Source organism: Methanobacterium petrolearium (genome assembly GCF_017873625.1).
GTDB lineage: Archaea > Methanobacteriota > Methanobacteria > Methanobacteriales > Methanobacteriaceae > Methanobacterium > Methanobacterium petrolearium.
The window spans coordinates 291,567-315,405 of sequence record NZ_JAGGKL010000001.1 but is presented as its reverse complement, the minus strand read 5'-3'; the positions used below and the strand labels follow the sequence as shown (position 1 = coordinate 315,405).

The window sequence follows — 23,839 nt, the reverse complement described above, 5'->3', positions numbered from 1 at the left end:
TCTTAAAATAGAAATATTGGAGGTGATTGTTCTGAGGGAAAAAAGAGATTTATTAACTATTGGACACACAGCACTGGATTACATAATCCAGGTTAACGAGTTTCCCCTGCCCAATTCTTCCACTGCTATTAAAAATATGCGAACTTTCCATGGGGGAGCTGCAGCTAATGTCGCAGTGGTTGCATCATCATTAGGTCTTAAATCATCCCTAGTATCGGCAGTTGGAGGGGATTTTCCTGGATCTGACTACCAAAAAGATTTGGAAAATAAGAAAATTGACATTCAGGACATGATAGTGGTCAAAGAAGATAAAACACCTACTGCATTCGTATTGACTGATAATAACCATGATCAGATCTTTTATTTTTACTGGGGGGCTGCTACCCGATTTAAAGAATCCGAAGTCCCCTATGATGCCATAAAAAATGTACAAGCAGTTCATCTGGCCACTGGTGACCCATCCTTTAACTGGAAATGTGGTAAATTTGCCAGAAAGGAAGGTAAAATTATATCCTTCGATCCAGGGCAGGATCTTCACATGTACTCCCCAAATGATCTGCTTGAGGTTCTGAAAATTTCAGATATTCTGTTTGGGAACCATCATGAGATAGAACGCATTCTGAAAACCATGAAGATGAATGTAGATGAATTAAGGAATTTTGGCCCATCCATTGTGGTTAAAACCAGGGGAAAGGAAGGGAGCACAATATATTCCGGAAAAACCATTAATGTAGATGCTCTGGAACGTGAAACTGTTGATCCTACCGGTGCAGGCGATTCATACCGTGCAGGGTTCCTTAAAACTTACCTTGGAGGAGAATCATTGGAATATTGTGGAAAACTGGCTTCTGCTGTTTCTTCATTTGTGGTAGAAGCAGAAGGATGTCAGACCAACGTTCCCAGTCTTGAAATGGTTCACCAGCGAATGAGTAATAATAAATAAAAAATTTGATTACTTTTTATCATTCTTTTTAAAAATGAAATATGATCTCCATGGGAAAGATCTCATGGGACTAAAACCATATCTATTTTTATGGGGAATATAAAAACAAATTAAGATTAACATAAATCAAGTAGTAATGGACAGATACAATTTAAAAAATCCAAGCTAATTATTTTTACAAGTTGAAGATTACACGGTGATTCTATGACACAAATGGACGATGCAAGAAAAGGGATTATAACCGATGAAATGAAATCCGTTGCTGAAGCGGAAAATGTTGACGTTGAATTCATCCGAAAATCTGTAGCCCAGGGTACCATTGCCATTCCCAGTAACACTGGAAGGGAAGTAAAAGCCGTTGGTATTGGGTCCGGACTCAGGACAAAAGTCAACGCCACTATCGGAACTTCCACAGATATATGCGACTTTGATATGGAAGAAGAAAAGGCCAGGGTTGCCATGGCCAATAATGCTGATACATTGATGGAACTTTCTGTGGGTGGAGACCTGGATGAAATCAGGAGAAGAATTCTGAAAATATCAGACATCCCAGTGGGAAGTGTGCCTGTATACCAGGCTGCCTTCGAAACCATCCGCAAGAAGGGTGCTGCCATTTACATGGACGAAGATGTCATGTTCAAGGCCATAGAAAAGCAGGCCAAAGACGGTATTGACTTCATGGCCATCCACTGCAGTGTTAACATGGAAACCCTAAAACGTCTGAAAAGACAGGGAAGGGAAGGTGGACTGGTGAGCCGTGGAGGGGCTTTAGTATCTGCATGGATGGTGGAAAACGAAACTGAAAACCCCTTATACAAGAATTACGATTATATCCTGGAGATTGCCAAGGAATATGATTTCGTGATGTCCATGGCCAACGCCATGAGGGCAGGAGCCATTGCCGACGCCACCGACCGTGCTGGAGTGCAGGAACTCATTATTCTAGGTGAATTGATTGATCGGGCCCGAGAAGCTGGTGTGCAAACCATAACAGAAGGACCTGGCCACATACCCTTAAATGAAATCCAGGCCAACGTAACCATTCAGAAAAAACTCTGCCGTGGAGCTCCGTTCTACATGTTAGGTCCAATTGTAACTGACATTGCACCTGCTTATGATCATATTGTCTCATCCATTGGTGCATCCCAATCCGCTGCTGCTGGAGCAGACTTCATCTGTTATGTTACCCCTGCAGAACATTTGGCACTCCCAGGACCAGAAGATGTGAAAATGGGAGTCATATCCAGCCGTATCGGAGCTTATGTTGGCGATATGGCTAAAGGTATACACAACGGTGAAAAAGACTTGGTGATGGCCAATGCCCGTAAAAAACTCAACTGGGAAGCTCAGTACAACGCTTCCATATGCCCAGCTGACGCCCGTGCCATCAGGGACAACCGACCACCAGAAGACCCTGACACCTGCACCATGTGCGGAAGTTACTGTGCCATTAAAATTGTGAACGAATGGCTGGATGAAGCGCCTACTGAAGTATTCGAATAAGATTCATCCCCCCATTTTTATTTCTTTTATTAATAATCCTCAATTTTATTTTTGATAGAAGGTGAATTGATTGAAACATTGGACTGAACGAATTGCATCTGATTTAACTAATTGGGAAGTGGACAAACATGTGGTTGCCAGTGGAACTTCCATCTCTGGTTCCATACACATTGGAAATTCTTGTGACGTTTTCATAGCCAACGCCGTTGGAAAGTCATTGAAAAAACTTGGTGAAGATGCCAAGACCATTTGGATTGCTGATGACCACGATCCCCTACGGAAAGTGCCTTATCCTCTTCCTGAATCTTATGAAAAATATTTAGGTGTTCCTTACTCCCAGATTCCCTGCCCTGAGGGTTGCTGTGACAACTTTGTAGAACACTTTGAGAAACCATTCCTGGAAACTTTACCTGTCTTTGGAATAGAACTGGAAACCTATTCCGGGTTTAAAATGTACCATGACGGGGTTTACAATGATTACATTCGCAAATCACTGGAAAGAGCTCCCAGGATCAGGGAAATTTTCAACCAGTACCGGGAACATCCCCTGAAAGCTGACTGGTTACCCTACAATCCCATCTGCACTGAATGTGGTCGGGTGAACACCACCACTGCCTACGATTATCAGAAAGACACTGTTTTCTACAAGTGCCAGTGTGGTCACCAGGGCGAAATGGACATTAAATCCGGCGAAGGTAAGTTAACCTGGCGTGTGGAGTGGGCTGCCCGATGGAAAATCTTTGGTGTGACATGCGAACCCTTTGGAAAGGACCATGCCGCCAGTGGCGGATCTTACGATGTGAGTAAAGTCATATCCCGGGAAATCTTTGATTACCAGGCTCCTTATCCTGTTCCTTATGAGTGGATCACCCTGAAAGGTGATGCCATGAGTAAATCGAAGGGTGTTTTCTTCACTCCTGGCCAGTGGCTGGAGATTGGAGCTCCTGAAACCCTTAATTACTTTTTATTCAGGAGTAAACCCCTGAAACATAAAGATTTCGATCCGGGAATGCCTTTCCTTGATTTTACAGATCAGTATGATCGGGTGGAACAGATATTCTACGATACTGAGGAAGCTGCCTCAGAGAAGGAAAAGGAGAAACTCAAAAAAATTTATGAAGTATCCCAAATCAACACTGCCGATTCTGTGCCTTTCCAGGCGTCATACCGTTTCCTCACTGTGGCCCGGCAGATAACCGATGACCCCGAGAAGATCTTCAGTATACTGAAACGTAACTCACAACTACCTGCAGATATGGAAGGTGCTGAATATAGAAACCTACCTTCTGATGCCAAAAAAAGGTTGAATTCCCGATTAGTTCATGTGGAAAACTGGCTGGAAACATACGCTCCTGGATTTGTGAAGTTTAATGTCCAGGGAACATTGCCAGATGTACAGATAAACGAAAATCAGGAATTATTCCTGAGTAAGGTGGCAGATATGCTGGAAACATCAGATTACAATTCACAGGAACTCCATGATGAGATGTACCTGATACTGGAAGAACTGGGATTAAAACCACAAAAAGCATTTCAGGCAATCTACAAAGTCATTATTGGCAAAAAACAGGGCCCTAGAGCAGCTTCGTTCCTGTTATCTCTGGATAAAGATTTCGTGATTAAGAGATTCCGGAGAGAGGCTTAAAAACACTGCATTTACTCCTCAACCAAAGGGTATTTCAATAACATTTGAACTGGATTTATTATAGCTAGCTCAAATATTTTTAAGCACAAGTTAATGTAATAAGTTACAAGTTGGAGGATTGTTTTTGAAGGTGAAACTCACCGAAAGAGAAGTTCTCAACCCATTAGGAGAAGTTCAAGATAATAAACTTGATCTAAACCCTCTCCCCTATGACTTTCATAAGGTTTCCCTGGTGGACAACACCAAACCCGGGGCAGACATAATTCTTAAAGTCCTTTCAGAGGCACTGGGAAATCGAGAGTTTCTCTGGGTGAAAAAACCGGCTGGAGCACCAGCTACCGAAGAACAGATTAAAAAAGCTACTTCTTCTGATGTTGCAATTCTAGCCCTGGGTGACTGCGGATCATGCACAAGCTGGGTGATTCTAGATGCCATTCGCCTGGAAAAAGAAAAAATCCCTACTATATCAATATGTTCGGATCATTTCGCCCCTTTTGCAAGAAACCTGGCCGAATCCCATGGACTGAAGGATATGAGGATCCTGGAAATAAAACATCCCATAGCCGGACTTAATAGTGGTGAAATTAAAGAAAAAACACTTAAAATAGTTCAAAACCTCCTTTATGTACTCCAAATACCCTAAGCTTGGGATCATGTATGGCCAAAAAAGATAAAATAAAAGTCAGTGACAATTCCTGCGGATGTTCCATAGACGATTTAATGAATGACAAAGCAATCAATCATATTAAACCCCATGATCGTCTTTGTGGGGCTAAAAATAGTGATATGGAGTTTTTTATAGATCCCGACCCTGAAAAGATCAGTCAAGAGTTTTATCAGCGCCGGTTAACTGATGGTCTACCCATAATCCCACCTACCCGGGAACGGGTTGACCGTTTTTTGAAGTATTCGCAACACCCTCCTGACGAAGTCATAGCTGTTCTTCCCCCTAAGATGGGTAAAGCCACACCCGAGAAGATTGCAATTAATGCAGTTATGGCGGGGTGCTTACCATCATTCCAACCCCTATTAGAGCAGGTTATAAAGGCAATTTCCCATGAAAAGTTTAACTTGGCCGGGGTGAACGCCACCACCCACCCAGTATCTATTTGTACCATTATAAACGGACCATTAGCAGGTCAACTGGGATTAAACAGCAGTGTAGGATGTTTAGGTCCTGGAAATCTTACAAATGCAACTATAGGTCGTGCCATGCGCTTATGCCTTATTAATATCGCTGGTGCTATCCCTGGGGTTGGTGATCATGCCACTCATGGTTCTCCAGCCAAATACAGTTTCTGTTTTGCTGAAAATGAGGAAAAAAATCCCTGGGAATCTTTACATGTCGAAAGAGGTTACTGTCAGGAAGACAGTGCAGTGACCGTCATTGCTGCTGAAGCACCCCACAATGTCAATGATCATCGTAGCCAAACTGCAGAAGAACTTTTAGACACCATCATAAACACTGCAACCACTGCCGGATGTAACAACAGCCATGTGCCCGGTGAGATCCTGGTGATCATGAGCCCTGAACATGCACAGACTATCAACAGAAATGGTTGGTCTAAAAAAGATGTGCAAAGATATATACACCAAAATTCCCATTTACCAGTTGTTCTTGGTGATCGTGGCGGTCGAAAACTGGATGAAAAACTGATAATCAATGGCAATGTTCACATAACCCGCTCCCCTCAAGATGTGGTTTTGGTGGTGGCAGGAGGTCCAGGAAGACATACCATGATCAGTCATGGTTTTGGAAGCGGATCAGAGTCCATCACCCTAAAAATAGACACAGAACCAGAATAACGATTTTTTAAAAGGGAAATAAAATAAAAAAAGAGTTAATCAGGGTTTTTATATCTGATTACTCAACATACTCCTGATCTGAAGAAACATGCTCGGGTTCTGAGGGTATTAATTCTTTTTTATCCATGTAAAGATAGGTGAGAACCAGTGCGAAATAGGGGAAAATTATTGAATATGCAATAATTACCAATATGAGGCCCAAAATTGATCCTAAAATTGGTATTATGCTTAAAAACATGTTGATGAAAGTTAAAACTGTTATAATGCATATCATAAGTATGAAATTTATAATAAGCACCACTATCACATCAAATATGTTTTCTCTAAACAATTTATAACTGTCTTTTAAGGAGGCAAAAACCGATTTATCCCCTGCCACAATAGCCTGATTTGCAAATATGAATAAAAGTGTGATTATCCACAATATCAGAGTTAATAAAATTCCAATTATTGTTAAAATCGGAAATAATCCATACGCCTGGTCGATTAAAATTCCTCCAACAGCAAAAATAAAAGATAACCCCAAAATAACGCCTATTATTATTGAAACTGCGATTATTTTCAGGAAATATTTGTTGCCGTTTTTAAATCCAACCCCCAAGTCTGGCATTTCACCATTTATTATGCTTTTTGACATTCCAATTGTTGCTGCACTCATATAACTGGAAACAACAAAACTAACAATAGCTATTACCCCATAAAAAATTAGAAAAGATTGCATTAAATTTGCAAAATCTACAGAGTTAGGGTTAAAATTGCCAGTGGTGACATTAGTCAGGAAATCCGTGCCTAATGTCCCAAATATAAATATTGCCATCATTACAACGTTGATTCCGTATATCACTAAATATCCTAAAAGTGTTGGAAGTGCAAGTTTAGGATTCTTTGTGAATCCATTAAAAGACCTAGAATAATAATCTCCAATATCCATAGAAAATCCCCATAGTTTTTTATTAACTAATTAATCATAAGATATATAAATGTATTATGTCGGATGGAGAAATTAATTAAATGATGGATTGAATGATGAAGAATTAATTGTAAAACTTATCTAAAGATCAATCTGTAAAATAACCCACTCTTTCAAGTTCAGCATCCCAGATTTCTGGATTTTCTTCAATATATTTTTCTAAAATCTCCCTGCATTCATCAATTCCCATGATTACTACTTCCACTCCCTTATCTTTCAGGAGTTTTTCAGGACCCATTAAAGTAGTATTTTCCCCTATAACCACACGAGGTATGTTATAAAGTAAAACTGCCCCAGAACACATTGTACATGGAGATAAAGTAGTGTATAACGTGGATTTCTGGTAGTCTGCCCCTTTAAGGCGTCCTGCATTTTGTATGCAGTTCAGTTCTCCATGAAGAATGGAAGAATCATCTTGAATAAGACGATTATGACCACGTGCAACAATTTCGCCATCTTCAACAAGCACTGCCCCTATGGGAATTCCACCCTCATCTAAACTTTTTTTGGCTTCTTTAATTGCCTCTATCATGAATTTATGGTCTTCTGATATGTGAAAACCCCCACTTATGGCAAAATAGGTAAATAATAAAAAAAAGAAAGAAATAGATTTTTTTAAGTAGTTTTTAGGGTGCTGAGAATTTTTTCCATGGTTTCTGTACCGGTAGTTTTGGATGCATAAACAGCATAGTACATTTTATCATCTTTCACCCAGAAAGCAACAGTAGTATATAGACCTGAAGAATCTGCGTCTTCTGATGTAACCATACTTGCATCGACTCCTTCCACAGTAATTGTTTTGGCAGTTCCATATCCTTGTGATTGATATTCTTCTACCATCTGATTCATCGCTTGTTGAACAGTTTCTGTGTCGAGTCCTGTGGCAGCTATACTTCCTATAGCAAATCCTTCATCATCATTTCCAACTGCTGCAATTGCACTTGAACCTGATGGAGTACTCACAGCTTCAGTTTCATTTACACTCCATGTTCCAGGATATTGGAAGGTTATCCCATTACCAGAATAGGTTTTGTTCGACGCCCATTGATCACTACTAGTACAGCCCGAGGCCATAACCACTAACGAAAGTATTGCCAAAATGTAGATCAGCTTTTTCATTCGACCACCAACTTAAGTTCTAATTATTAATACTATTAATTTTCAATTTGGGAATATTTAAACTTAGAGCATAAAAATTATCTAGAAAAGTATATAACCTACCATAAAGGCTTTATTAAAGAAAATAAAATAAGTTGAACATTACATTAAAATAGCTCAAAAACATGGTTAAATAGAAAGGTAATGTTAAAATCGTCACTTATTTTGAATCTAGTATTAGTTAATTATTTAGAATGACTGTGAAGCCAATCATACACCAGGTTACACTCCAGGATGGTAGTAAATTTGAGTGCCTTCTCATCCACCATGAATTCAGGATGGTGGTTGGGTTTGGCCTCAGATAATGGCCGGTCACATGGTGCAACACCATAATACATGTAAAGACCTGGGATTTCATGTGAAAAGTAAGAAAAATCCTCTGACTTGGTAGATGACAGGTAATAAAGGACATTTTTGGCCTTGGCCACCCTTTCAACTGTGGGCAACATGGTTTCGTATAGTTCTTCCTGATTAACATTCATAGGATAATGTTGGCCAAATATAACCTCTGCCTGGCATCCATGCATCTTTGCTTTAAGCTCAGCCAGCTCTTTGATACGTTTTATCAGAATTTCACGATTGCCTTCATCTAATGAACGGACTGTGAGTCCCATCTCCGCTCCTTCAGGGATGATATTAACTTTTATCCCACTCCAAAAGTATCCCACCGTGATGACTGCCGCACCCTTCTGCAAGTCCACTTCACGACTTATAAGGGTTTGTAAAGAGTTTATAAGGGACGCTCCAGCAACTATGGGGTCTTTACCACTCCATGGTTGGGATCCGTGGGCTTGTTCTCCCCATATGCGTATGAATATGCTGTCCTGGCTGGCATGGGTTGGTCCTTCACGTATCATGACCTGTCCAGGGTAACATGTGTTATTAGCATGAAATCCGAATATAACCTGGACATCAGGGTCCAAGAGGGCACCTTCATTCACCATACGCAGGGCCCCTCCATCCATACCCGTAGGAGCGCCTTCTTCGGCAGGTTGAAATAGGAAAACCAGGTTACCCTGCAGATCCTCTTTTAATTGGCTTAGAATGGTGGCAGTGCCCAGGGCAGCAGCGGTGCTGGCATCATGACCACACATATGAGCCACATATGTTTCCTGACCACCGTACTCAGTTTTAACATTGGAAGCATAGGATAATCCTGTTTCCTCCTTAACAGGGAGAGCATCAATATCAGATCGTATAGCAATAGTATGACCTGGTTTTCCACCGTGAAGAACAGCTTTGACACCTGTCTTGGCAATTGAACTGATTTCCAGTTCAGAAAGTTTTCCAAGGTAGTCTTTGATGTATTGGCTGGTTTCAAACTCATGGTAAGCTAGTTCAGGATGTTGGTGCAGCCAGTGAAAAATTTCAATCTGTTTGGATGTAAAATCCGTGGCCAATTGATCTATAGACTGGTAAAATTCCTTAGGATTCATTGATACCATCCTCCAAGTGGCAAGTGACCTTTAAAATTCTTTTTATAGTCTATTTTCTGTTATTTATCCTATTAATAATTTGTCAAGTGGGTTAGGATGTGGCTATTTTTCATCCATTATGTCATTGCTACATCCCCTGTGACAATTTTCACTGAAAAATTGGTTAAATGATATATCGTTTGTGAATTCTAATGAGTTATAAAACTAGGATTATAAAGTATAATGGATTATAAAATTAGGATTATAAAGTATAATGGATTATAAAATTAGGATTATAAAGTATAATGGATTATAAAATGGAGGTGAAAGATTTGAATAAGGGATTAATAGCAATTATTGTAATTGTGATTGTAGTAATTTTAGCCGCTGGAACCTGGTTTTTGATGACACCTGCAACATCAAACAACACTACCAACAATAGTACCCCTGTAAACAATACCATTCGCAACCAAACCCAAAATCAAAGCCACGTCACCAATACCACTAATATAACTGCAGCGAAAGCCAAAGAACTGGCAGGTCAGTACATTGGACTGGGTGTTGAACTGGAAAATCCCACGTTAACCACATATAAAGGTGTTACAGTATGGGAAGTGCCTGTGGTGGTTTACTCCCCTGAGAAGTCCTACCAAGATCCCATCTACATTAATGCCCAGAATGGAAATAGGGTGACGTGAGTTACCCTTAAATCATTTTTTTGATTAAAAATAGTTGTAATAAACTAAATTAGAACATATAAAGGACAAATATTGTAATAAACAGATTAAAAATAAGAATAAACTAATAAAAAAATAGAATAGACCAATAATATTTAAAAAAAAAGTTGGGATAAAAAGAGTGAGATGAGGTTTAATACCTTCTCCTATCCTGTAACTCCTTCATTTTTCCCGGATTCCATCCTCCGCTGGCGGATTTGGAGCGTCCGACTTGTTGCACGTAACCTGTGATACGATCGTACCATTCTACCTCTTTTTGTTCTCCACATGTAGCACACTGGTTTTGGAGTCCTTTCATCAGGGTTTTACATTTTATGCAGAAACTGAGGGCGCTACTGTATGCCCAGAAACCTATATCCGATTTTCTGGCTATTTTGTCTGTGAGGCTCATGAGTGATTGTGGGTCACTGTGTGCTTCTCCCATGAATGCATGGAATATGTGGCCGCCCAGGGTTAGTGGGTGGAATTTTCCTTCTATACGGATTTTTTCCGCTAAATTCACATCAGAGTTAACTGGAACGTGGCTACTGTTAGTGTAATATGCTGCCTGTTGGTCTCCCTGGGTGATGACATCATTCTGGAATTTTTCCCGGTCCAATGTGGCAAATCTGTAAGCTGTGGATTCTGCCGGAGTTTGCAGCACTGTCCACCGGTACCCAGTTTCATCCTTCAGCTCATTAGCACGCTGATTCATGAACTTGATAACCTTTAATCCCAGATTCCTGGCATCTTCGTCATCTATACCTGCACCACAATGGGATAAGAGCATCTCATTCAAACCCACGAAACCGAAGGACAGGGTGGAGTTTTCCACATGATAGTAACGACCTCCCTCTGTTTCCTGAGTTAAGAAGGGAAGGAGGTTAAAGTCATTCAGACAGTTCATGGCCTGTTCCCTGCGCAGTAGGAGAACCTGTTCTGCTAGTTGCAGGTGTCCATCCAAATATTCAAAGATGTCTTCTTCATCCCTGGATTGATAAGCAATTCTGGGCAGGTTAATAGTAACGTAGGCCAAGTTACCTGTTCTGAGGCAGTCCTGTTCCCAGTCCCCAGTCCAGTTGTCACTTAAACTGGTACGGCATCCCATGTAGTTGGCCAGGTTACCCCTGTATTTTGGTAGCATGTTAACGAAGTACGCGCTTCCATACTTGGCTGATAACTCGTGCACCAGACTCAGATCCTCGGCGAATTCATCCTTGAGTACTTCATCCCTGAGAACGTAGATGGTGTTGGGGAAAAGGTGGGGTTTGCCATCAGAATCTCCCTTCATGAGTATTTCTGTGAATGCACGTTGTAAAGCACGGGTTTCATCTTCAAAGTCCCCATATACTCCCATCAATTTGCCTTTAGGTCCATATGCTGGTACGTCTTGCAGGAAGTCCGGAACAGTGAATTCCATGTTTATGGAAGTGAAAGGAACCTGACTACCTCGGGCAGCGTAGGCCATGTTCAAGTTGTAGATGAACATCTGCACTGCCTGTTTAACCTTATCATAGGGGAGTCCGGCAGCGAATGGGGCCACAAAAACATTCCATAGGCACATTGCTTGGCCACCACTCATGTTTTGCTGGGCTGCCAGCATTATTTCCCCAGAATGGTTCATCAGAGTTTCAATGTGGTTGGGTGGTCCTGCCACACTGGTGTGGTCTCCAGTTCCATCCACTTTTAATCCATGTTTAATGAATAATCGTAAATCATGCTGCAAACAGTTAAGGGGACGTCCTGCAAAGAACTCCAGGTCATGTATATGTATGTCCCCACCCATATGGGCGTCAGCAAGTTCGTTAGGTAATATATGAAGGAGGGCGTACTGTTTAAGAGCTTCATCAGCCACATATTTGTGCACAGTTTCCGGGTTGTGTATCATGTTGGCATTATCCCGGCTCCCATTCTCAATGAGGTTGGTGATGTTGAATACAGGTATCCCTAGCCTGGTGTAGCGGCGCCTATAGGTTTCAAGTCCGTGTTCTACCAATTTGGTGTTTACTATTTCCCTGAGCATAGGGGCGGTGAGGTATTCCACATCCAGCTTTTTAACTTCTTTCCACACTTCTGTAGCTATTTGGTCAGCCAGTTCAGGACTGGCACCAGTCTCGACAACCAATGTTTTCTCAATTTTAGCCTTGTCAAAAGTCTCTATTGTATCTCTGGACGTTCGAACACGTAACTGATTAGTTCTAAGGTATTTATCGGCCATTTTAGTGTCCACACGCTTTAAGGAATCGTAAACCCACATTTTGATTTCCTTAGTGGTTACACCATCATAAGCAGCTGTAGCTGCCTGAGAAGATATTTTTTCCGCTGCCCACAAGGGAGCACCTGCCATGAGACAGGATTTTAATATTTTCTCGTGGCTAAACTTCTCAAATATCCCATTGTTTTTTAAAACACAGTTTTCCGCTTTGGTTGGTATCGCAGCAATAATACGTGCATCCTTCATTCTCTACACATCCTCCACGTTAAAAATTAATATAGAAGTAATATTAATTACCCCCGCTTTTTAACCTACTTTTTATTTCTATTTGTATGTTATAAAATTGTTTCGATTATCCATACTGTTCTGATAAACAAAAGTGTTCAGATTGCTAACTATTTTTATGATATCACCATTATTATCAGAACAATATTTCTACAAGAACACATCTAGTGAACTCTGCTTGGATCGGTCACTTTCAAATAGGGAGTTAATTCCTGACTCCAAAAGTTCAATTCTTTGCACCAGGTAAGGGTCTATGGGATATCTTCCCGCTAATTCCTTGGATATTTCCAGGTATTTAGTCACTGACCCCTTAGATATACTTAATATAAGATTTCCACCGCATGTACACTCTCCACTGAGGGGTATGCGCCGATATTTCTTGTTACATTTCGTGCAACGCACTTTTTGCCGGGCAAAAGCCCTTATATTCCCTGCCATGTCTGGTAGAAAGTGGGAGTTTAACACTCCTTCTACCACTCCCTTCTGGTCCACGGCACGTATTCTTTCTGCCAGTTTGATCTGTTCATCCACCTTTTCCTTCATGGTGGGTAATGTTTTATAGAGGCAGATTTTTGGTCCCTGATGTATGCTGGATGTTTCATGGGAATAGATCAATCCATGGTATTGTTCATCAGTTCCCAATCGTTTCTGGACGTTGTTCACCAGGTCCAGGACATCGGATGGTTTGGCCCCTTCCAGGGTTTTCTGGTAGAGTTCCAGGGGCAAGGTTTCCATGGTGTCTATGTTGTGGGATTCATCATCGATCTCTTCAGGATCTATACGGGATGAAAGAACCAGCGGCGCATCCATCCTCCCTCCCCTGCTACTGGGTAGGTAAACCTTGGAGAAGTTTATCAACGCATCCATCAGTAACATTACTGAATCTTCATCACTGTCACAATTCCTACGCTTGGCTGAATGGAAATATGGATGAGCATAGCACGCTGCGGCCTTGGTGAATCCTATAATCCTCCCCAGTACCCCCGCTGAAGTGTGAGGTGCCAGTCCCACTGCCAGGTGCCCTACCAGGTCTTCTTTAGTTTTAACCCGATAGTAGGGCTCCACATCATAGAAATTTTCCAGAAGATCATCTATAAAGTGAGAAACCCGCATCAGGTACTCTGCACAGGCTTCGGATATTACCAGATCCTGTATACGGAGTTCAACTATTTGGTCTTCCCTTGTAAGTTCTGCACCTTTAATATCCTCAGAGTAACCGAGTTCACGGAGTTTTTGAGGAGTTACTCCTATCTCCCGTGGTATGAAATGGGTAAGTGGAAGATCGGTGGAATCATGGCGGATGGTTGCATCTTTGAAGGTGTAAACACCATTTTTTGCCCGTAGGATTCCCTTCTCCAGGGGTTCGGGGAATTTATCCTCGGATATCATTCCCTGCACTCCCTTGATTTCATCCAGTTTACGCACTCCAGAGTTCTGGTAGGCTTTTCTCAGGAGATTGGCCAGATTGATTCTCTTTTTCCCTGAAGTGCTAGGTACTGTGCGGGCTCCGCAAACTGGGCAAACCGCTTGCATGGACCCCACTCCACATTCAGGGTTGGTGCATTTACATCGAGCAATTTCCACGGTGATGCTTCCCTTTCTTGCAGCATCAATTATGTTCCTCCTACTGCCCCCATAAATTCCAATGGGAAATAGAGCATGTGGTGCAGGTTTCATCATTCTTTCCTTGGTTTTCTCAGGTCTGCCCACCCTTCCACCAAGATATATGGGTGCTTTAGCCATTATTTCCACGGGTGAAACCCGGTTCAAGGCTTCCAGAGTTTCAATGTCCTTTTCAGTTTCTAAAGGTTCTGTTAAGGTGTTAACCAGTGCATAAGCCTCATCCTCACCTAAGATGATTTTTCCATCACTTACTGTGTGAGGAACTCCCAGGGCCTCCAATATCCTCTTTTGAGGCCCCATATTCAATGATAAATTGTTTTTAATGTTTTTATCACTTGAATTTTCAGTTAACCATGTTCTTAAAGTGTTCATGTCTTTTTTGGTTACATCATGATAGAAATAAGTGTAATCAGGGTGTAATGGGATTTCATACTTTTTTGAAAGGTCAAATGCCATTTTTGCAGTTATTTTATCATTTTTAAGTATATGGTGAATCTCTTCTTGGTGATTTTCATCATAGTTGGGTGATTTTTCCAGTAGTTGAATCCACCATTCATCACACCATCCTGCAGGGAGTAGTGGATGGTTATTTCTGAGGAATTCACCAAAAGCCACCAGCATGTCACCTAAATAAATTATTTCCACCACTTTTGACCTTATTTGGCGGGCTTCTTCCACTGATTCTACTTTTACCACGTCTCCATTTCTCAGTTTCACAATGGGCCCATCTATACTGTCACAGGGCACTACACAGTTCCCTTTTCCTGGTCTTTCGATTTTCATCTGGGTTCCTACCGCCAAAAATTCCACGATTTCCATGGTGGCAGGGTGCACACCCATGGCTGCCAGTCCTGTATTCCTGGATCGACCATACCTTAAACGAAAACCTCCTTTTGCCTGTGGATATGCTAAAACAGGCCTTCCACCAATGATATCCCGCATGTACTTATCATCAACTTTGGCTGCCTCATCTTTGGCATCCTCCTCAGTTTCTTCATCTTTATCAGATTTTTTGGTCTTTGAAAGATCAGCCAGCCAGTCCCAACCTTCAATCTCCAGCATCTTAGCATACTTCAATACTTTGGGTGCCTTCTGAATAACACCCTCCACCAATGCCAGGAGGGCACCTCCACGCAAATTGTTGGTCTCAACCCGTTCCAAGTCACGGTGGGAAACTTCTACCTGGTCAGTTGGTTCTCCAGTGACTTCCACTGGCACGTTTTTAGCTGCTAAGCGCATTTCGTCGGGAGAAGGAGAGTACTGCAGATTAGTTACCTCTGACTCATATAGCTCTGCTTCCTCCACATAACGCTCTATCTCCCTATCAGTAGGTTTATAGATATCTAAATTCATATGGTGTCTTATGTAATCTGCTATTAGAACCGCCAGTGCAGATGCTGTTCCTCCTGCACTCCTAATGGGGCCTGTGAAGTACACAGCCAGATACCATGTCTGATCAAAGTTCCTTTTTATGGCTACCTTGGCTATGCCTTCCAGTGGAGCAGCCACCACCCCCTCAGTGAGTATGGACAGTGCAGTTCTCACCGCCTGATCTGCAGCCTCTTCTTTTATCTTATACTGGTTTTTGTTACCAGGGTCGGCTTCCACCACATCTTCTGATGTTACAATCTCTTTAGCAACGTAAAAAGCAACTTCTTCCCTAGATCTTCCTTCTTCAAGTTCTTTAATGTGTTTAGCTATGCCTGGAGGGCCAACTAATCCTTCAACACGTTCGGCCAGGTTTTTTGCCAGTGGAACTTCTGGTTCAGTTTCAATATCATGTCCTTTCTTCCGGGCTTCCCTGGCCACCGCATATGCCTGTTCAGTTTCCTCTTCTAAGGTTTCAAAGTATCCCATGATAATTCCCTTATCCCTTTTATCCTGAAAATAATTAGTATCTTGTACTTTTCAAGCCATTACATCTCTAAAATGAACTCGAATCTTATTCAAACCCCATATAATATGAACACGACTTAATCACCACTAATTTGTTATTGTCAAAGAAAGAATTTATACTTTTTTAACCAAATCCAATTCACTTAAAGAGAAAATTAAATAGGATATATACCATCACCATTACAAATATAAGGCGGAAGAATATAACATAGATATGAATTAATATTTGACACTAAAATTGAAATTTATACTAAAATTGACAATAATATACATGATATTACGGTGATTTAATTGGCAAAAAAAGAAAAAAAATACCTCCCACCAAGTGGGGCGGGTCTGGTCAGATACTTTGAAGAGGAAACCAAAGGCCCCAAACTCAGCCCGGAACAGGTTATCATTATGACCATAGTTCTGGCTGTTTTCTGCATCGCCCTCAGGTTTTCCTATTCCTAAACCATATTACTTTTTTTAAACCCCTCATGGTTTTTAAACCTCAAGGAGGAAAAAATTCCATATATTTTGATCTTTAGAAATTTTTTATAATCTAATTTAAATATTAAGGAGTTTGAACATGGCTATTCACCCTATAGAATTTCGTTACGGAACCCCTGAGATGAAAAGAATCTGGGAATCAGAACATAAACTTCAAAAAATGCTGGAAGTTGAAGCTGCCCTGGCAGAAGCAGAAGCCCAGCTTAAATTAATTCCTGAAGAAGCTGCAATTGAAATTAGCAAGAAAGCAAACATTCAATACGTTACCAAGGAAAGAGTGGATGAAATCGAACGGGAAACCAACCATGACATTGCTTCAATGGTTAAAGCATTAGCTGAAGTGTGTGATGGTGATGCTGGAGAATACGTGCACTTTGGTGCCACTTCCAATGACATCATTGACAGTTCCCAGTCAATGCTTCTCAAGGACTCCATTGAAATTATCCAGGAGAAAGTAGAACACCTGGCCAGGATCATCCTTAAACTTGCTGATGAAAATAAGAGAATGGTTTGTATTGGCAGGACCCATGGCCAGCACGCCCTCCCCACTACTTATGGGATGAAATTCGCCTTATGGGCTGATGAACTTCACCGACAATATGATCGGTTAGAAACATGCAAAGGAAGGTTGTGCGTTGGAATGATGACCGGAGCAGTTGGTACCACTGCGGCCCTGGGTGAAGATGGACTGGATGTTCATCTTAAGGTTTCGGAAATATTGGGACTTCCTCCCGTACTGATATCCAACCAGGTGGTGCAGAGGGATAACCATGCCGAATACATTATGTGCCTGGCTAACCTTGCAAGTACTCTGGATAAAATAGCTCTGGAAATCCGTAACCTGCAACGTACAGAGATCAAAGAAGTAGGGGAAAGTTTCGACCCGGAAAAACAGGTGGGCTCCAGTACCATGCCCCATAAAATGAACCCTATCACTGCTGAGAGAATTTGTGGTGTTTCCAGGATTATAAAAGCATATCCTTCACCTGCTCTTCAGAATAATGCCCTGTGGCATGAAAGGGATCTGACTAACTCGTCATCTGAGAGGATCATGCTCCCTGAGGCGTCCATCCTCACTGATTACATCTTAAAGTTGACCATCAGGTTAATGGAAAAACTGGTTTTTTACCCGGAAAACATTGAAAAGGATCTTAATTTAACAGGTGGACTTATCATGGCCGAACGTTTCATGGCCGAACTCACCAGGAGAGGTATGGGAAGACAAACTGCCTACGCCCTGGTCCGAAAGTGTGCTCTGGAAGCCAATAAATCCGGAATGGGTTTGAAAGATGTTATACTTCAACAGGGAGAGATAAAAAATTATTTAACTCCTGAAGAAGTTGATGAGATCATGGATCCACATACATATCTGGGATCTTCTGTAAAGATTGTGGAAAAGGTTTTAGATGAATCTGAAAAATGGTTTTAAACTTTAACTGCTGATTTCCAATTAATTTCTTCTTTTTTCTAATTTCCTTTTGAAAAAGTTGATACTCCTTTTTAATCTATTAATATCCTATTTTGCCTGTTTTTAACTCCTTTAAAACCCAAAATTTAATATATAACCATGGATAAATAATATATTATCTATTGTAAAGGGAGGTGAAAAAATGGTCGATATCAAAGAAATTAAACACATTAGAGCCGCACCATTCACATTGATGTCTTCATCGATACACGCAATTTTGGCTTTTATCGCAGCTATTCTTATAATCCTATTCTTTGGAAGCATCGCTGCATTCATACCCGGAGCAAGTAGTTTTGCTGCTTTCATTACAGTTTTAGGGTTAGCAATTATTATATTGTATCCACTAACCGCGTTCTTCTGGAACATACTAATGGCCTTTGTAATGGCATTGTTATACAACCTATTAACACCCAAAGTAGGTGGTATAAAACTCGGTATGGAAGGAGACGAAGTTAAATCAATTCCAGTGATATCTGTTGCCCTGATACTTGCTTGTGTAGTTACTGTGCTAACTTTCATCATGGGATTATACATGGGACTGGCTGGTAGCTCAGTACTTTCACTTGTCAGCGGAGTCATACCCATCGCAGGTTCTGCAGTTATCAATGCAACCAACGCCACCAATGCAACAGTTCCAACTGGCGGACTTTTCGGAGCAATATCAGGCTTCTGGGCCCTGTTCTGGATTATCCTGGTGCCAATAATGGCATTTATAGGATCATTCATCTTATACGCACTTTTCGCCATATTCTACAACATCATAATACCAAAAATCGGTGGAATGAAACTGATATTCGCTGAAGCAGCAAATGGCTTTGAACTAACCAACATACCAGTTTTACCAGCAGCACTATCAATATCCGTAGTTTTCGCTGTTTTAGGAGCAATATATGGACTTATAGCAGGTATAATGACAGGAGACGTTGTTGTAGCAATAATATGGTTAGTGACATACGCTATAATGTATTTCATAATGTATTTCATTATAGTGGCACTGGCTACAATAATCTACAACTTCCTACAGCCAAAAATCGGTGGAATCAAACTGGTGCTGGAATGAACCATCTCTAATTAAATATTTATCCCCCCTTTTTTTTATTTTTCTTAAAAACCATTTTTGAACATTTAATTAAACCCTTTTTTAACCTAATATTCGTAAATTAGATACTCCCACTTTTTCCCAATTAGAAAAATATTATTACTAAGAAAATACATTGAATAAATTAATATTTCACATTGGGAGACATGAAAACATGGAAGAAATAAAGGAAATAAAATCCGTTTCTATTGTGCCCTTCACTCTGATGTCCTCTTCAATATCAGCAGTTATGGGCCTCATATACGCATTGATATTAATCATAGTACTGGGACTGGTGGCTGTTTTTCTACCATCCACAGCCAGCACCATCCTGAGTATCCTGTTAACACTTGCAATTACCATCATTATCATTTTGCCAGTGGGATCGTTTTTACTGAGCATTCTATCCTCATTTTTAGTGGCCCTTATTTACAATCTTCTGGTGCCCAGGGTAGGAGGTATTAAACTGGGAATGGTAGATATGAAAGAAATCATATCCATGCCTGTAATTCCGTTGTCACTAATGTTATCCGCGGTTTACACAATTTTGACCTTCCTGATCATGCTTATAGTGGCTCCCCTGATGATGTTGGTAATTCAAGGAACTGCCATTGCCGCTGTCAGCAGCACCAGTGCTGTGTCAGAATTAGGGGGTCTTGGTGCCCTGGGAATAATTGGCATAATATTGATGATAATCGTGACCCCCATAGTGGTTTTCATAATCACCTTCGTATACAGCGCCCTACTGGCATTATTATACAACTTCCTGGCACCTAAAATGGGAGGTATACGACTTAAATTCTCTTCTGTAAAGGATAACCTCTTTGAAATCAGGAAAATAAAACCTGTTCCCCTGGCCCTGATCCTTGCCGTGGTTACCACAGTTCTAAACTTTTTATTCTCCATAACCCAAATTATCATGTATTTTGCAGTAGGAGAACCATTGTTTGCTGTTGGTTACCTTTTATTTGACACGGTGGGTTATTTCATAGTCATGTTCGTGATCTACATCATAATGACAGTTGTATACAACTTTTTAAGACCTATAATTGGTGGAGTGGAGTTGGAACTGGAATAAAAGTGTTTGATGGGAATTTAAACTTCCAGATCAGGATAGGCTTGTTTTTTTAACTTATCCCTTATTTTTTTATACTAAGGAGGTGAAGAATATTCATGACCCCTAACGTTATACCGTGCCGTAAAATTTCCCGTGGAAAAGCCCAGGGTGAAGTTATCATATCCCATGATCCTTTAAGTTTCCTGGGTGGTGTTGACCCAGATACTGGAAATGTTAGAGATAGAGGGCATGAACTCTACCAACAGAATATTAGTGGTAAAATATTGGTTATTCCCTCTGGTAAAGGCTCTACTGTGGGATCTTATGTGATCTTCCAGATGGCTAAAAATAACACTGCTCCCCTGGCAATCATTGCCCAAGAAGCAGAGCCCATAATCGCTACCGGAGCCATTATGGCCAGTATCCCCATGGTTGACCATCCAGAAGAAGATTTTCTTGAGATTTTAACCAACGGTGATCTGGTGGAAGTTGACGCAGATTCAGGGATTATTAAAATAAAAAAATAGATTGATTAATAGAATTGATTTTTTCAAAAATTACCAAAAATGACCCCTTCTATTTACCTACAACATGAAATAAAAAAAGATTAAACTTCAATTTCATTACCCTGACCGTTTTCCCGGATTTCAACACCAATTACACCACCAATTGCACCCAGAACTGCCCCTAAAAACATCACCACCACGGTGATGAAGACTCCTGCAATAAGAGTCATTGCTCCTGCCAGAATGCCGATTTTTGCAAATATTAAACCGATTATGGCACTTAAAGCTCCGAATCCTGCTATAAACAGTATACCAATAATCAGCCCACCTATGATACCAGTTAATGCACCTTCTGCCAGGGCATCCTTTTTATCCCCTTCTCCAATATAGGTTGCCAGTAATCCTCCTATTATTGGGCCTAAAAAGAATAGGGGGAAAAATGCAATGGTTAAAACAATAGATAAAACTGCATTGACAACAGATCCAACTCCCACTGCTTTCCAGTCTACCATTTTTACCATCTCTTATTTTTCTTCATCTTTTTTAGGGGATTCAACTGGTACTTCATCTTCTGGGGATTTTTTGCCTTGCTGGTATATTTTAATCACTGACCCCATTATCCCCCCACCGACGCCTAACAGAATAAATAAAGGAATATACCACATGGAGGCTATTATAAGGAATGCAACCACTTCTTTTGAAAATCCTGACATTAGATATATCAAGATAATGTAGATTACACCAGTTAAAAGTCCTGCCAGGGCTCCGTTCATTGCTCCAATTTTGACACTGTTGTTCACTAAATACCCAACCACAATACCTGCCACAATCAGGGCTATAAAACTACCAATGATGCCAGTATATGCAGGACCGGTCAGTAACTTTCCTAGAATAAAAAGTAGAATTACAGCAATTATTGTTCCAATAATAACATTTTTTTGATCAATCATGATTTTACCTTCATAAATCCAATCATCATTACCCAGAGTAATATGAATTTATTATATGGTTGGATTCAAGGAAAATAAACTTAACTGAAAAATATAAGTTAAATCTTAAAAAAAATAGAAAAGATTTTTTTAATTTGTTCACAGGTTTACTGGTTATCCTTTGATTGCAGCTCCAATAGCTCCTCCAACTGCCATTATGATCAAAACCCCTAAGGATCCTATGATCAGTATGAATGACGTCGCCGTGGCTGCTGCGAATCCTATTAATCCCAGGATCAGGGTTCCGAATATCAAAAGCAATATTGAGACGATTATTGCTCCGAATAAACCAGATACTGCACCATTTGCCGCACCATTACCAGCAGTACCTCCTACCATATATCCAACCACGATTCCTGCTATTAACCAGCCTAACAATGCACCAACTCCAGGGATAATCACAGCTAAAATGCCTCCCAGGATTATGGACAGGATAAATCCAATAATTACTGCGCCCCAGTCAATATCCATTTCTTTCACCTCTTAACTTGTTTTCCCTCCATTTTATATACGTTGATATTATCTCATGTCCTTAATATTTTTTTTCTTTATTCATCATCTCAACTAAAACAAAAGTATGATTTCCATGATAAGAGTGATCAGTCCACAATTTTCCAATGAATCCATGAAAAAAATGATCATCCCCTTACAATTAGAAGAATCAATTATTTTTTTTACTTTATGATCACTAGATAAAAAAATAACAATTAGAAGAAACAGATGAAATAGCAAAATCCATGTAATAATTTAAGGATGGTATCATATGGTGTACTTTTTAATCCATAACGGGACACTCATAGATGGTAATGGTGGTAAACCCGTGAAAAACGCAGGAGTGCTAATAAACGATGGGAAAATCCTTGATTGCGGTAGTGAAGGCTCTATCACACTTCCTGATGGTGAAATTAAACGTATAAATGCCAATGGTGGATTCATACTCCCTGGTTTTATTGACTGCCATGTGCACATCATGTTCACAGGGTTCCGCTTCGAAGACCCCCTATTCACCCCCCTATCATTATACTTCTACCAGGCAGTTGAAAATTTAAAAAAAACTGTAGATGCAGGGGTTACCACGGTAAGAGATGCAGGTATGGCAGATTATGGGGTGAAAATGGCTGTAGAAGAGGGTTTAATTAGTGGTCCTCGCCTTCAGATCAGTGTAATGCCCCTATCAATAACCGGTGGACATTTTGATACCAGATTGAAATCTGGCCATGAGGTGAAAACCACCTACCCTGGCCTGCCCAACTCGGTTTGTGATGGTGCAGATGAAGTCAGGAAAAGAGTTAGGGAAGTTTTAAGGGCAGGTGCAGATGTGGTGAAGGTTATGGTCACGGGAGGAGTGATAAGTGCTAATGACAGTCCAGACTTTCCCCAGTTCACCAGGGAAGAATTGCAGGTAATGGTTGAAGAAGCTTCTTTCCGTAATTTGCAGGTTATGGCCCATGCTCATGGATCAAAAGGTGTTAAAAACGCTTTGAATGCTGGAATAAAATCTATTGAACATGGAACTTACCTGGATGATGAATGCATTGATCTTCTCCTGGAAAATGATGCCTGGCTTATAACCACCCAGCTGGTAAATGTAAGTAATATGGAACTGCTGGAAAAGGGAGAGTTTCCCTATTTCAGCCAGGAAGATGCGAAAAATGTGTGGATAAACAGCCGTGAAAGTATGAAAAAAGCCTACCAGGCCGGAGTGAAATTGGTTATGGGTACAGATAGTGGTATAGCTCCCCATGGTCAGAACTTGCGGGAATTAGGCTTTCTATGTGATATAGGGATGGAACCTATGGAAGCAATACAGGCAGGTACTAAAAAAGCATCTCAATTACTGGGAATGGAAGATAAAATAGGCACAATCGAAGAAGGAAAACTTGCAGATGTGGTTATAAGTAAAACCAACCCACTGAATGATATTAAATCATTGGGAAATCCTGAAAACATAATTCTGGTTATGAAGGAAGGTAATATTTTAAAAAACATCAGGAAATCCTCATTTACTTGATAAAACTCAGAAAATATTTTTTTCCAGACAGATAAGTTCAAAAATAGAATAAAAAACTGATCA

The 23,839-nt window shown here is 40.6% G+C and carries 21 protein-coding genes; 12 read left to right on the top strand and 9 right to left on the bottom strand.

The genetic code is table 11. The features are described 5' to 3' along the window. Positions 1 to 31 precede the first annotated feature (31 nt). The 5 genes from J2743_RS01470 to J2743_RS01450 all read left to right on the top strand — a co-directional run bounded on the left by J2743_RS01470 (position 32) and on the right by J2743_RS01450 (position 5,897). Positions 32 to 943, top strand: a complete 912-nt coding sequence (locus J2743_RS01470; RefSeq protein WP_209624892.1) for a carbohydrate kinase family protein — start codon at positions 32 to 34, stop codon at positions 941 to 943. A 204-nt stretch (positions 944 to 1,147) separates the two neighbouring features. Continuing rightward, complete coding sequence (thiC, locus tag J2743_RS01465; RefSeq protein ID WP_209624676.1) at positions 1,148 to 2,446, top strand: phosphomethylpyrimidine synthase; 1,299 nt, start codon at positions 1,148 to 1,150, stop codon at positions 2,444 to 2,446. Positions 2,447 to 2,516: 70 nt separating this feature from the next. Beyond that, on the top strand, positions 2,517 to 4,091 hold the full coding sequence (gene lysS, locus J2743_RS01460; RefSeq protein WP_209624674.1) for a lysine--tRNA ligase: 1,575 nt from the start codon (positions 2,517 to 2,519) through the stop codon (positions 4,089 to 4,091). Between the two features lie 130 nt (positions 4,092 to 4,221). Then, positions 4,222 to 4,734 carry a UGSC family (seleno)protein gene (locus J2743_RS01455; RefSeq protein ID WP_342451626.1) on the top strand — a complete coding sequence of 171 codons (513 nt, stop codon included), beginning with the start codon at positions 4,222 to 4,224 and terminating at the stop codon, positions 4,732 to 4,734. A 14-nt stretch (positions 4,735 to 4,748) separates the two neighbouring features. Then, entirely contained in the window at positions 4,749 to 5,897 is a 1,149-nt protein-coding gene (locus tag J2743_RS01450; protein ID WP_209624670.1) for a hypothetical protein, read from the top strand. 58 nt (positions 5,898 to 5,955) lie between these two features. Here the strand turns inward: J2743_RS01450 and J2743_RS01445 are convergent, their stop codons facing one another. The 4 genes from J2743_RS01445 to J2743_RS01430 all read right to left on the bottom strand — a co-directional run bounded on the left by J2743_RS01445 (position 5,956) and on the right by J2743_RS01430 (position 9,461). Next, the gene (locus J2743_RS01445) at positions 5,956 to 6,828 is read right to left on the bottom strand and encodes a DUF7847 domain-containing protein (RefSeq protein WP_209624668.1); all 873 of its coding nucleotides are present in this window, start codon (positions 6,826 to 6,828) and stop codon (positions 5,956 to 5,958) included. 127 nt (positions 6,829 to 6,955) lie between these two features. Beyond that, positions 6,956 to 7,438, bottom strand: coding sequence for a nucleoside deaminase (locus tag J2743_RS01440; RefSeq protein WP_425342790.1), 483 nt, complete (start codon positions 7,436 to 7,438; stop codon positions 6,956 to 6,958). Between the two features lie 44 nt (positions 7,439 to 7,482). Next, complete coding sequence (locus tag J2743_RS01435; RefSeq protein ID WP_209624664.1) at positions 7,483 to 7,986, bottom strand: PsbP-related protein; 504 nt, start codon at positions 7,984 to 7,986, stop codon at positions 7,483 to 7,485. Between the two features lie 224 nt (positions 7,987 to 8,210). Continuing rightward, positions 8,211 to 9,461 (bottom strand): M20 metallopeptidase family protein, encoded by a 1,251-nt coding sequence (locus J2743_RS01430; RefSeq protein ID WP_209624662.1) that lies wholly within the window; start codon positions 9,459 to 9,461, stop codon positions 8,211 to 8,213. Between the two features lie 311 nt (positions 9,462 to 9,772). Between J2743_RS01430 and J2743_RS01425 the strand changes: the two genes are divergently transcribed. Beyond that, positions 9,773 to 10,138 carry a hypothetical protein gene (locus J2743_RS01425; RefSeq protein WP_209624660.1) on the top strand — a complete coding sequence of 122 codons (366 nt, stop codon included), beginning with the start codon at positions 9,773 to 9,775 and terminating at the stop codon, positions 10,136 to 10,138. Between the two features lie 172 nt (positions 10,139 to 10,310). Here the strand turns inward: J2743_RS01425 and nrdD are convergent, their stop codons facing one another. Both nrdD and polC read right to left on the bottom strand, forming a co-directional pair. Then, positions 10,311 to 12,617 carry an anaerobic ribonucleoside-triphosphate reductase gene (gene nrdD, locus J2743_RS01420; RefSeq protein ID WP_209624658.1) on the bottom strand — a complete coding sequence of 769 codons (2,307 nt, stop codon included), beginning with the start codon at positions 12,615 to 12,617 and terminating at the stop codon, positions 10,311 to 10,313. Between the two features lie 189 nt (positions 12,618 to 12,806). Continuing rightward, positions 12,807 to 16,136: a DNA polymerase II large subunit gene (polC, locus tag J2743_RS01415; RefSeq protein WP_209624656.1), complete on the bottom strand. Its 3,330-nt coding sequence runs from the start codon at positions 16,134 to 16,136 to the stop codon at positions 12,807 to 12,809. 330 nt (positions 16,137 to 16,466) lie between these two features. Here polC and J2743_RS01410 point away from each other — a divergent pair, with 330 nt between their 5' ends. The 5 genes from J2743_RS01410 to J2743_RS01390 all read left to right on the top strand — a co-directional run bounded on the left by J2743_RS01410 (position 16,467) and on the right by J2743_RS01390 (position 20,797). Then, complete coding sequence (locus J2743_RS01410; RefSeq protein WP_209624654.1) at positions 16,467 to 16,628, top strand: preprotein translocase subunit Sec61beta; 162 nt, start codon at positions 16,467 to 16,469, stop codon at positions 16,626 to 16,628. A gap of 118 nt (positions 16,629 to 16,746) precedes the next feature. Next, positions 16,747 to 18,096, top strand: coding sequence for an adenylosuccinate lyase (gene purB / locus J2743_RS01405; RefSeq protein WP_209624652.1), 1,350 nt, complete (start codon positions 16,747 to 16,749; stop codon positions 18,094 to 18,096). A gap of 181 nt (positions 18,097 to 18,277) precedes the next feature. Further along, positions 18,278 to 19,195, top strand: a complete 918-nt coding sequence (locus tag J2743_RS01400) for a hypothetical protein (RefSeq protein WP_209624650.1) — start codon at positions 18,278 to 18,280, stop codon at positions 19,193 to 19,195. A gap of 193 nt (positions 19,196 to 19,388) precedes the next feature. Then, positions 19,389 to 20,291 carry a hypothetical protein gene (locus tag J2743_RS01395; protein ID WP_209624648.1) on the top strand — a complete coding sequence of 301 codons (903 nt, stop codon included), beginning with the start codon at positions 19,389 to 19,391 and terminating at the stop codon, positions 20,289 to 20,291. Positions 20,292 to 20,386: 95 nt separating this feature from the next. Continuing rightward, positions 20,387 to 20,797, top strand: coding sequence for a DUF126 domain-containing protein (locus J2743_RS01390; protein ID WP_209624646.1), 411 nt, complete (start codon positions 20,387 to 20,389; stop codon positions 20,795 to 20,797). 80 nt (positions 20,798 to 20,877) lie between these two features. Here the strand turns inward: J2743_RS01390 and J2743_RS01385 are convergent, their stop codons facing one another. From J2743_RS01385 to J2743_RS01375, 3 genes are all read right to left on the bottom strand, one after another. Continuing rightward, positions 20,878 to 21,288 (bottom strand): DUF5518 domain-containing protein, encoded by a 411-nt coding sequence (locus tag J2743_RS01385; RefSeq protein ID WP_209624644.1) that lies wholly within the window; start codon positions 21,286 to 21,288, stop codon positions 20,878 to 20,880. Positions 21,289 to 21,300: 12 nt separating this feature from the next. After that, positions 21,301 to 21,726, bottom strand: a complete 426-nt coding sequence (locus J2743_RS01380; RefSeq protein ID WP_209624642.1) for a DUF5518 domain-containing protein — start codon at positions 21,724 to 21,726, stop codon at positions 21,301 to 21,303. Positions 21,727 to 21,879: 153 nt separating this feature from the next. Beyond that, positions 21,880 to 22,236, bottom strand: coding sequence for a DUF5518 domain-containing protein (locus tag J2743_RS01375; protein WP_209624640.1), 357 nt, complete (start codon positions 22,234 to 22,236; stop codon positions 21,880 to 21,882). A 292-nt stretch (positions 22,237 to 22,528) separates the two neighbouring features. Between J2743_RS01375 and J2743_RS01370 the strand changes: the two genes are divergently transcribed. Then, the gene (locus J2743_RS01370; protein ID WP_209624638.1) at positions 22,529 to 23,776 is read left to right on the top strand and encodes a metal-dependent hydrolase family protein; all 1,248 of its coding nucleotides are present in this window, start codon (positions 22,529 to 22,531) and stop codon (positions 23,774 to 23,776) included. Positions 23,777 to 23,839 lie beyond the last annotated feature (63 nt).

Bases quoted from the DNA above. Each gene is read 5' to 3' on its own strand.
- thiC (WP_209624676.1), top strand. From the start codon at position 1,148: ATGACACAAATGGACGATGCAAGAAAAGGGATTATAACCGATGAAATG.
- J2743_RS01450 (WP_209624670.1), top strand. From the start codon at position 4,749: ATGGCCAAAAAAGATAAAATAAAAGTCAGTGACAATTCCTGCGGATGT.
- J2743_RS01445 (WP_209624668.1), bottom strand. From the start codon at position 6,828: ATGGATATTGGAGATTATTATTCTAGGTCTTTTAATGGATTCACAAAG.
- J2743_RS01435 (WP_209624664.1), bottom strand. From the start codon at position 7,986: ATGAAAAAGCTGATCTACATTTTGGCAATACTTTCGTTAGTGGTTATG.
- J2743_RS01430 (WP_209624662.1), bottom strand. From the start codon at position 9,461: ATGAATCCTAAGGAATTTTACCAGTCTATAGATCAATTGGCCACGGAT.
- nrdD (WP_209624658.1), bottom strand. From the start codon at position 12,617: ATGAAGGATGCACGTATTATTGCTGCGATACCAACCAAAGCGGAAAAC.
- polC (WP_209624656.1), bottom strand. From the start codon at position 16,136: ATGGGATACTTTGAAACCTTAGAAGAGGAAACTGAACAGGCATATGCG.
- purB (WP_209624652.1), top strand. From the start codon at position 16,747: ATGGCTATTCACCCTATAGAATTTCGTTACGGAACCCCTGAGATGAAA.
- J2743_RS01400 (WP_209624650.1), top strand. From the start codon at position 18,278: ATGGTCGATATCAAAGAAATTAAACACATTAGAGCCGCACCATTCACA.
- J2743_RS01395 (WP_209624648.1), top strand. From the start codon at position 19,389: ATGGAAGAAATAAAGGAAATAAAATCCGTTTCTATTGTGCCCTTCACT.
- J2743_RS01390 (WP_209624646.1), top strand. From the start codon at position 20,387: ATGACCCCTAACGTTATACCGTGCCGTAAAATTTCCCGTGGAAAAGCC.
- J2743_RS01385 (WP_209624644.1), bottom strand. From the start codon at position 21,288: ATGGTAGACTGGAAAGCAGTGGGAGTTGGATCTGTTGTCAATGCAGTT.
- J2743_RS01380 (WP_209624642.1), bottom strand. From the start codon at position 21,726: ATGATTGATCAAAAAAATGTTATTATTGGAACAATAATTGCTGTAATT.
- J2743_RS01375 (WP_209624640.1), bottom strand. From the start codon at position 22,236: ATGGATATTGACTGGGGCGCAGTAATTATTGGATTTATCCTGTCCATA.
- J2743_RS01370 (WP_209624638.1), top strand. From the start codon at position 22,529: ATGGTGTACTTTTTAATCCATAACGGGACACTCATAGATGGTAATGGT.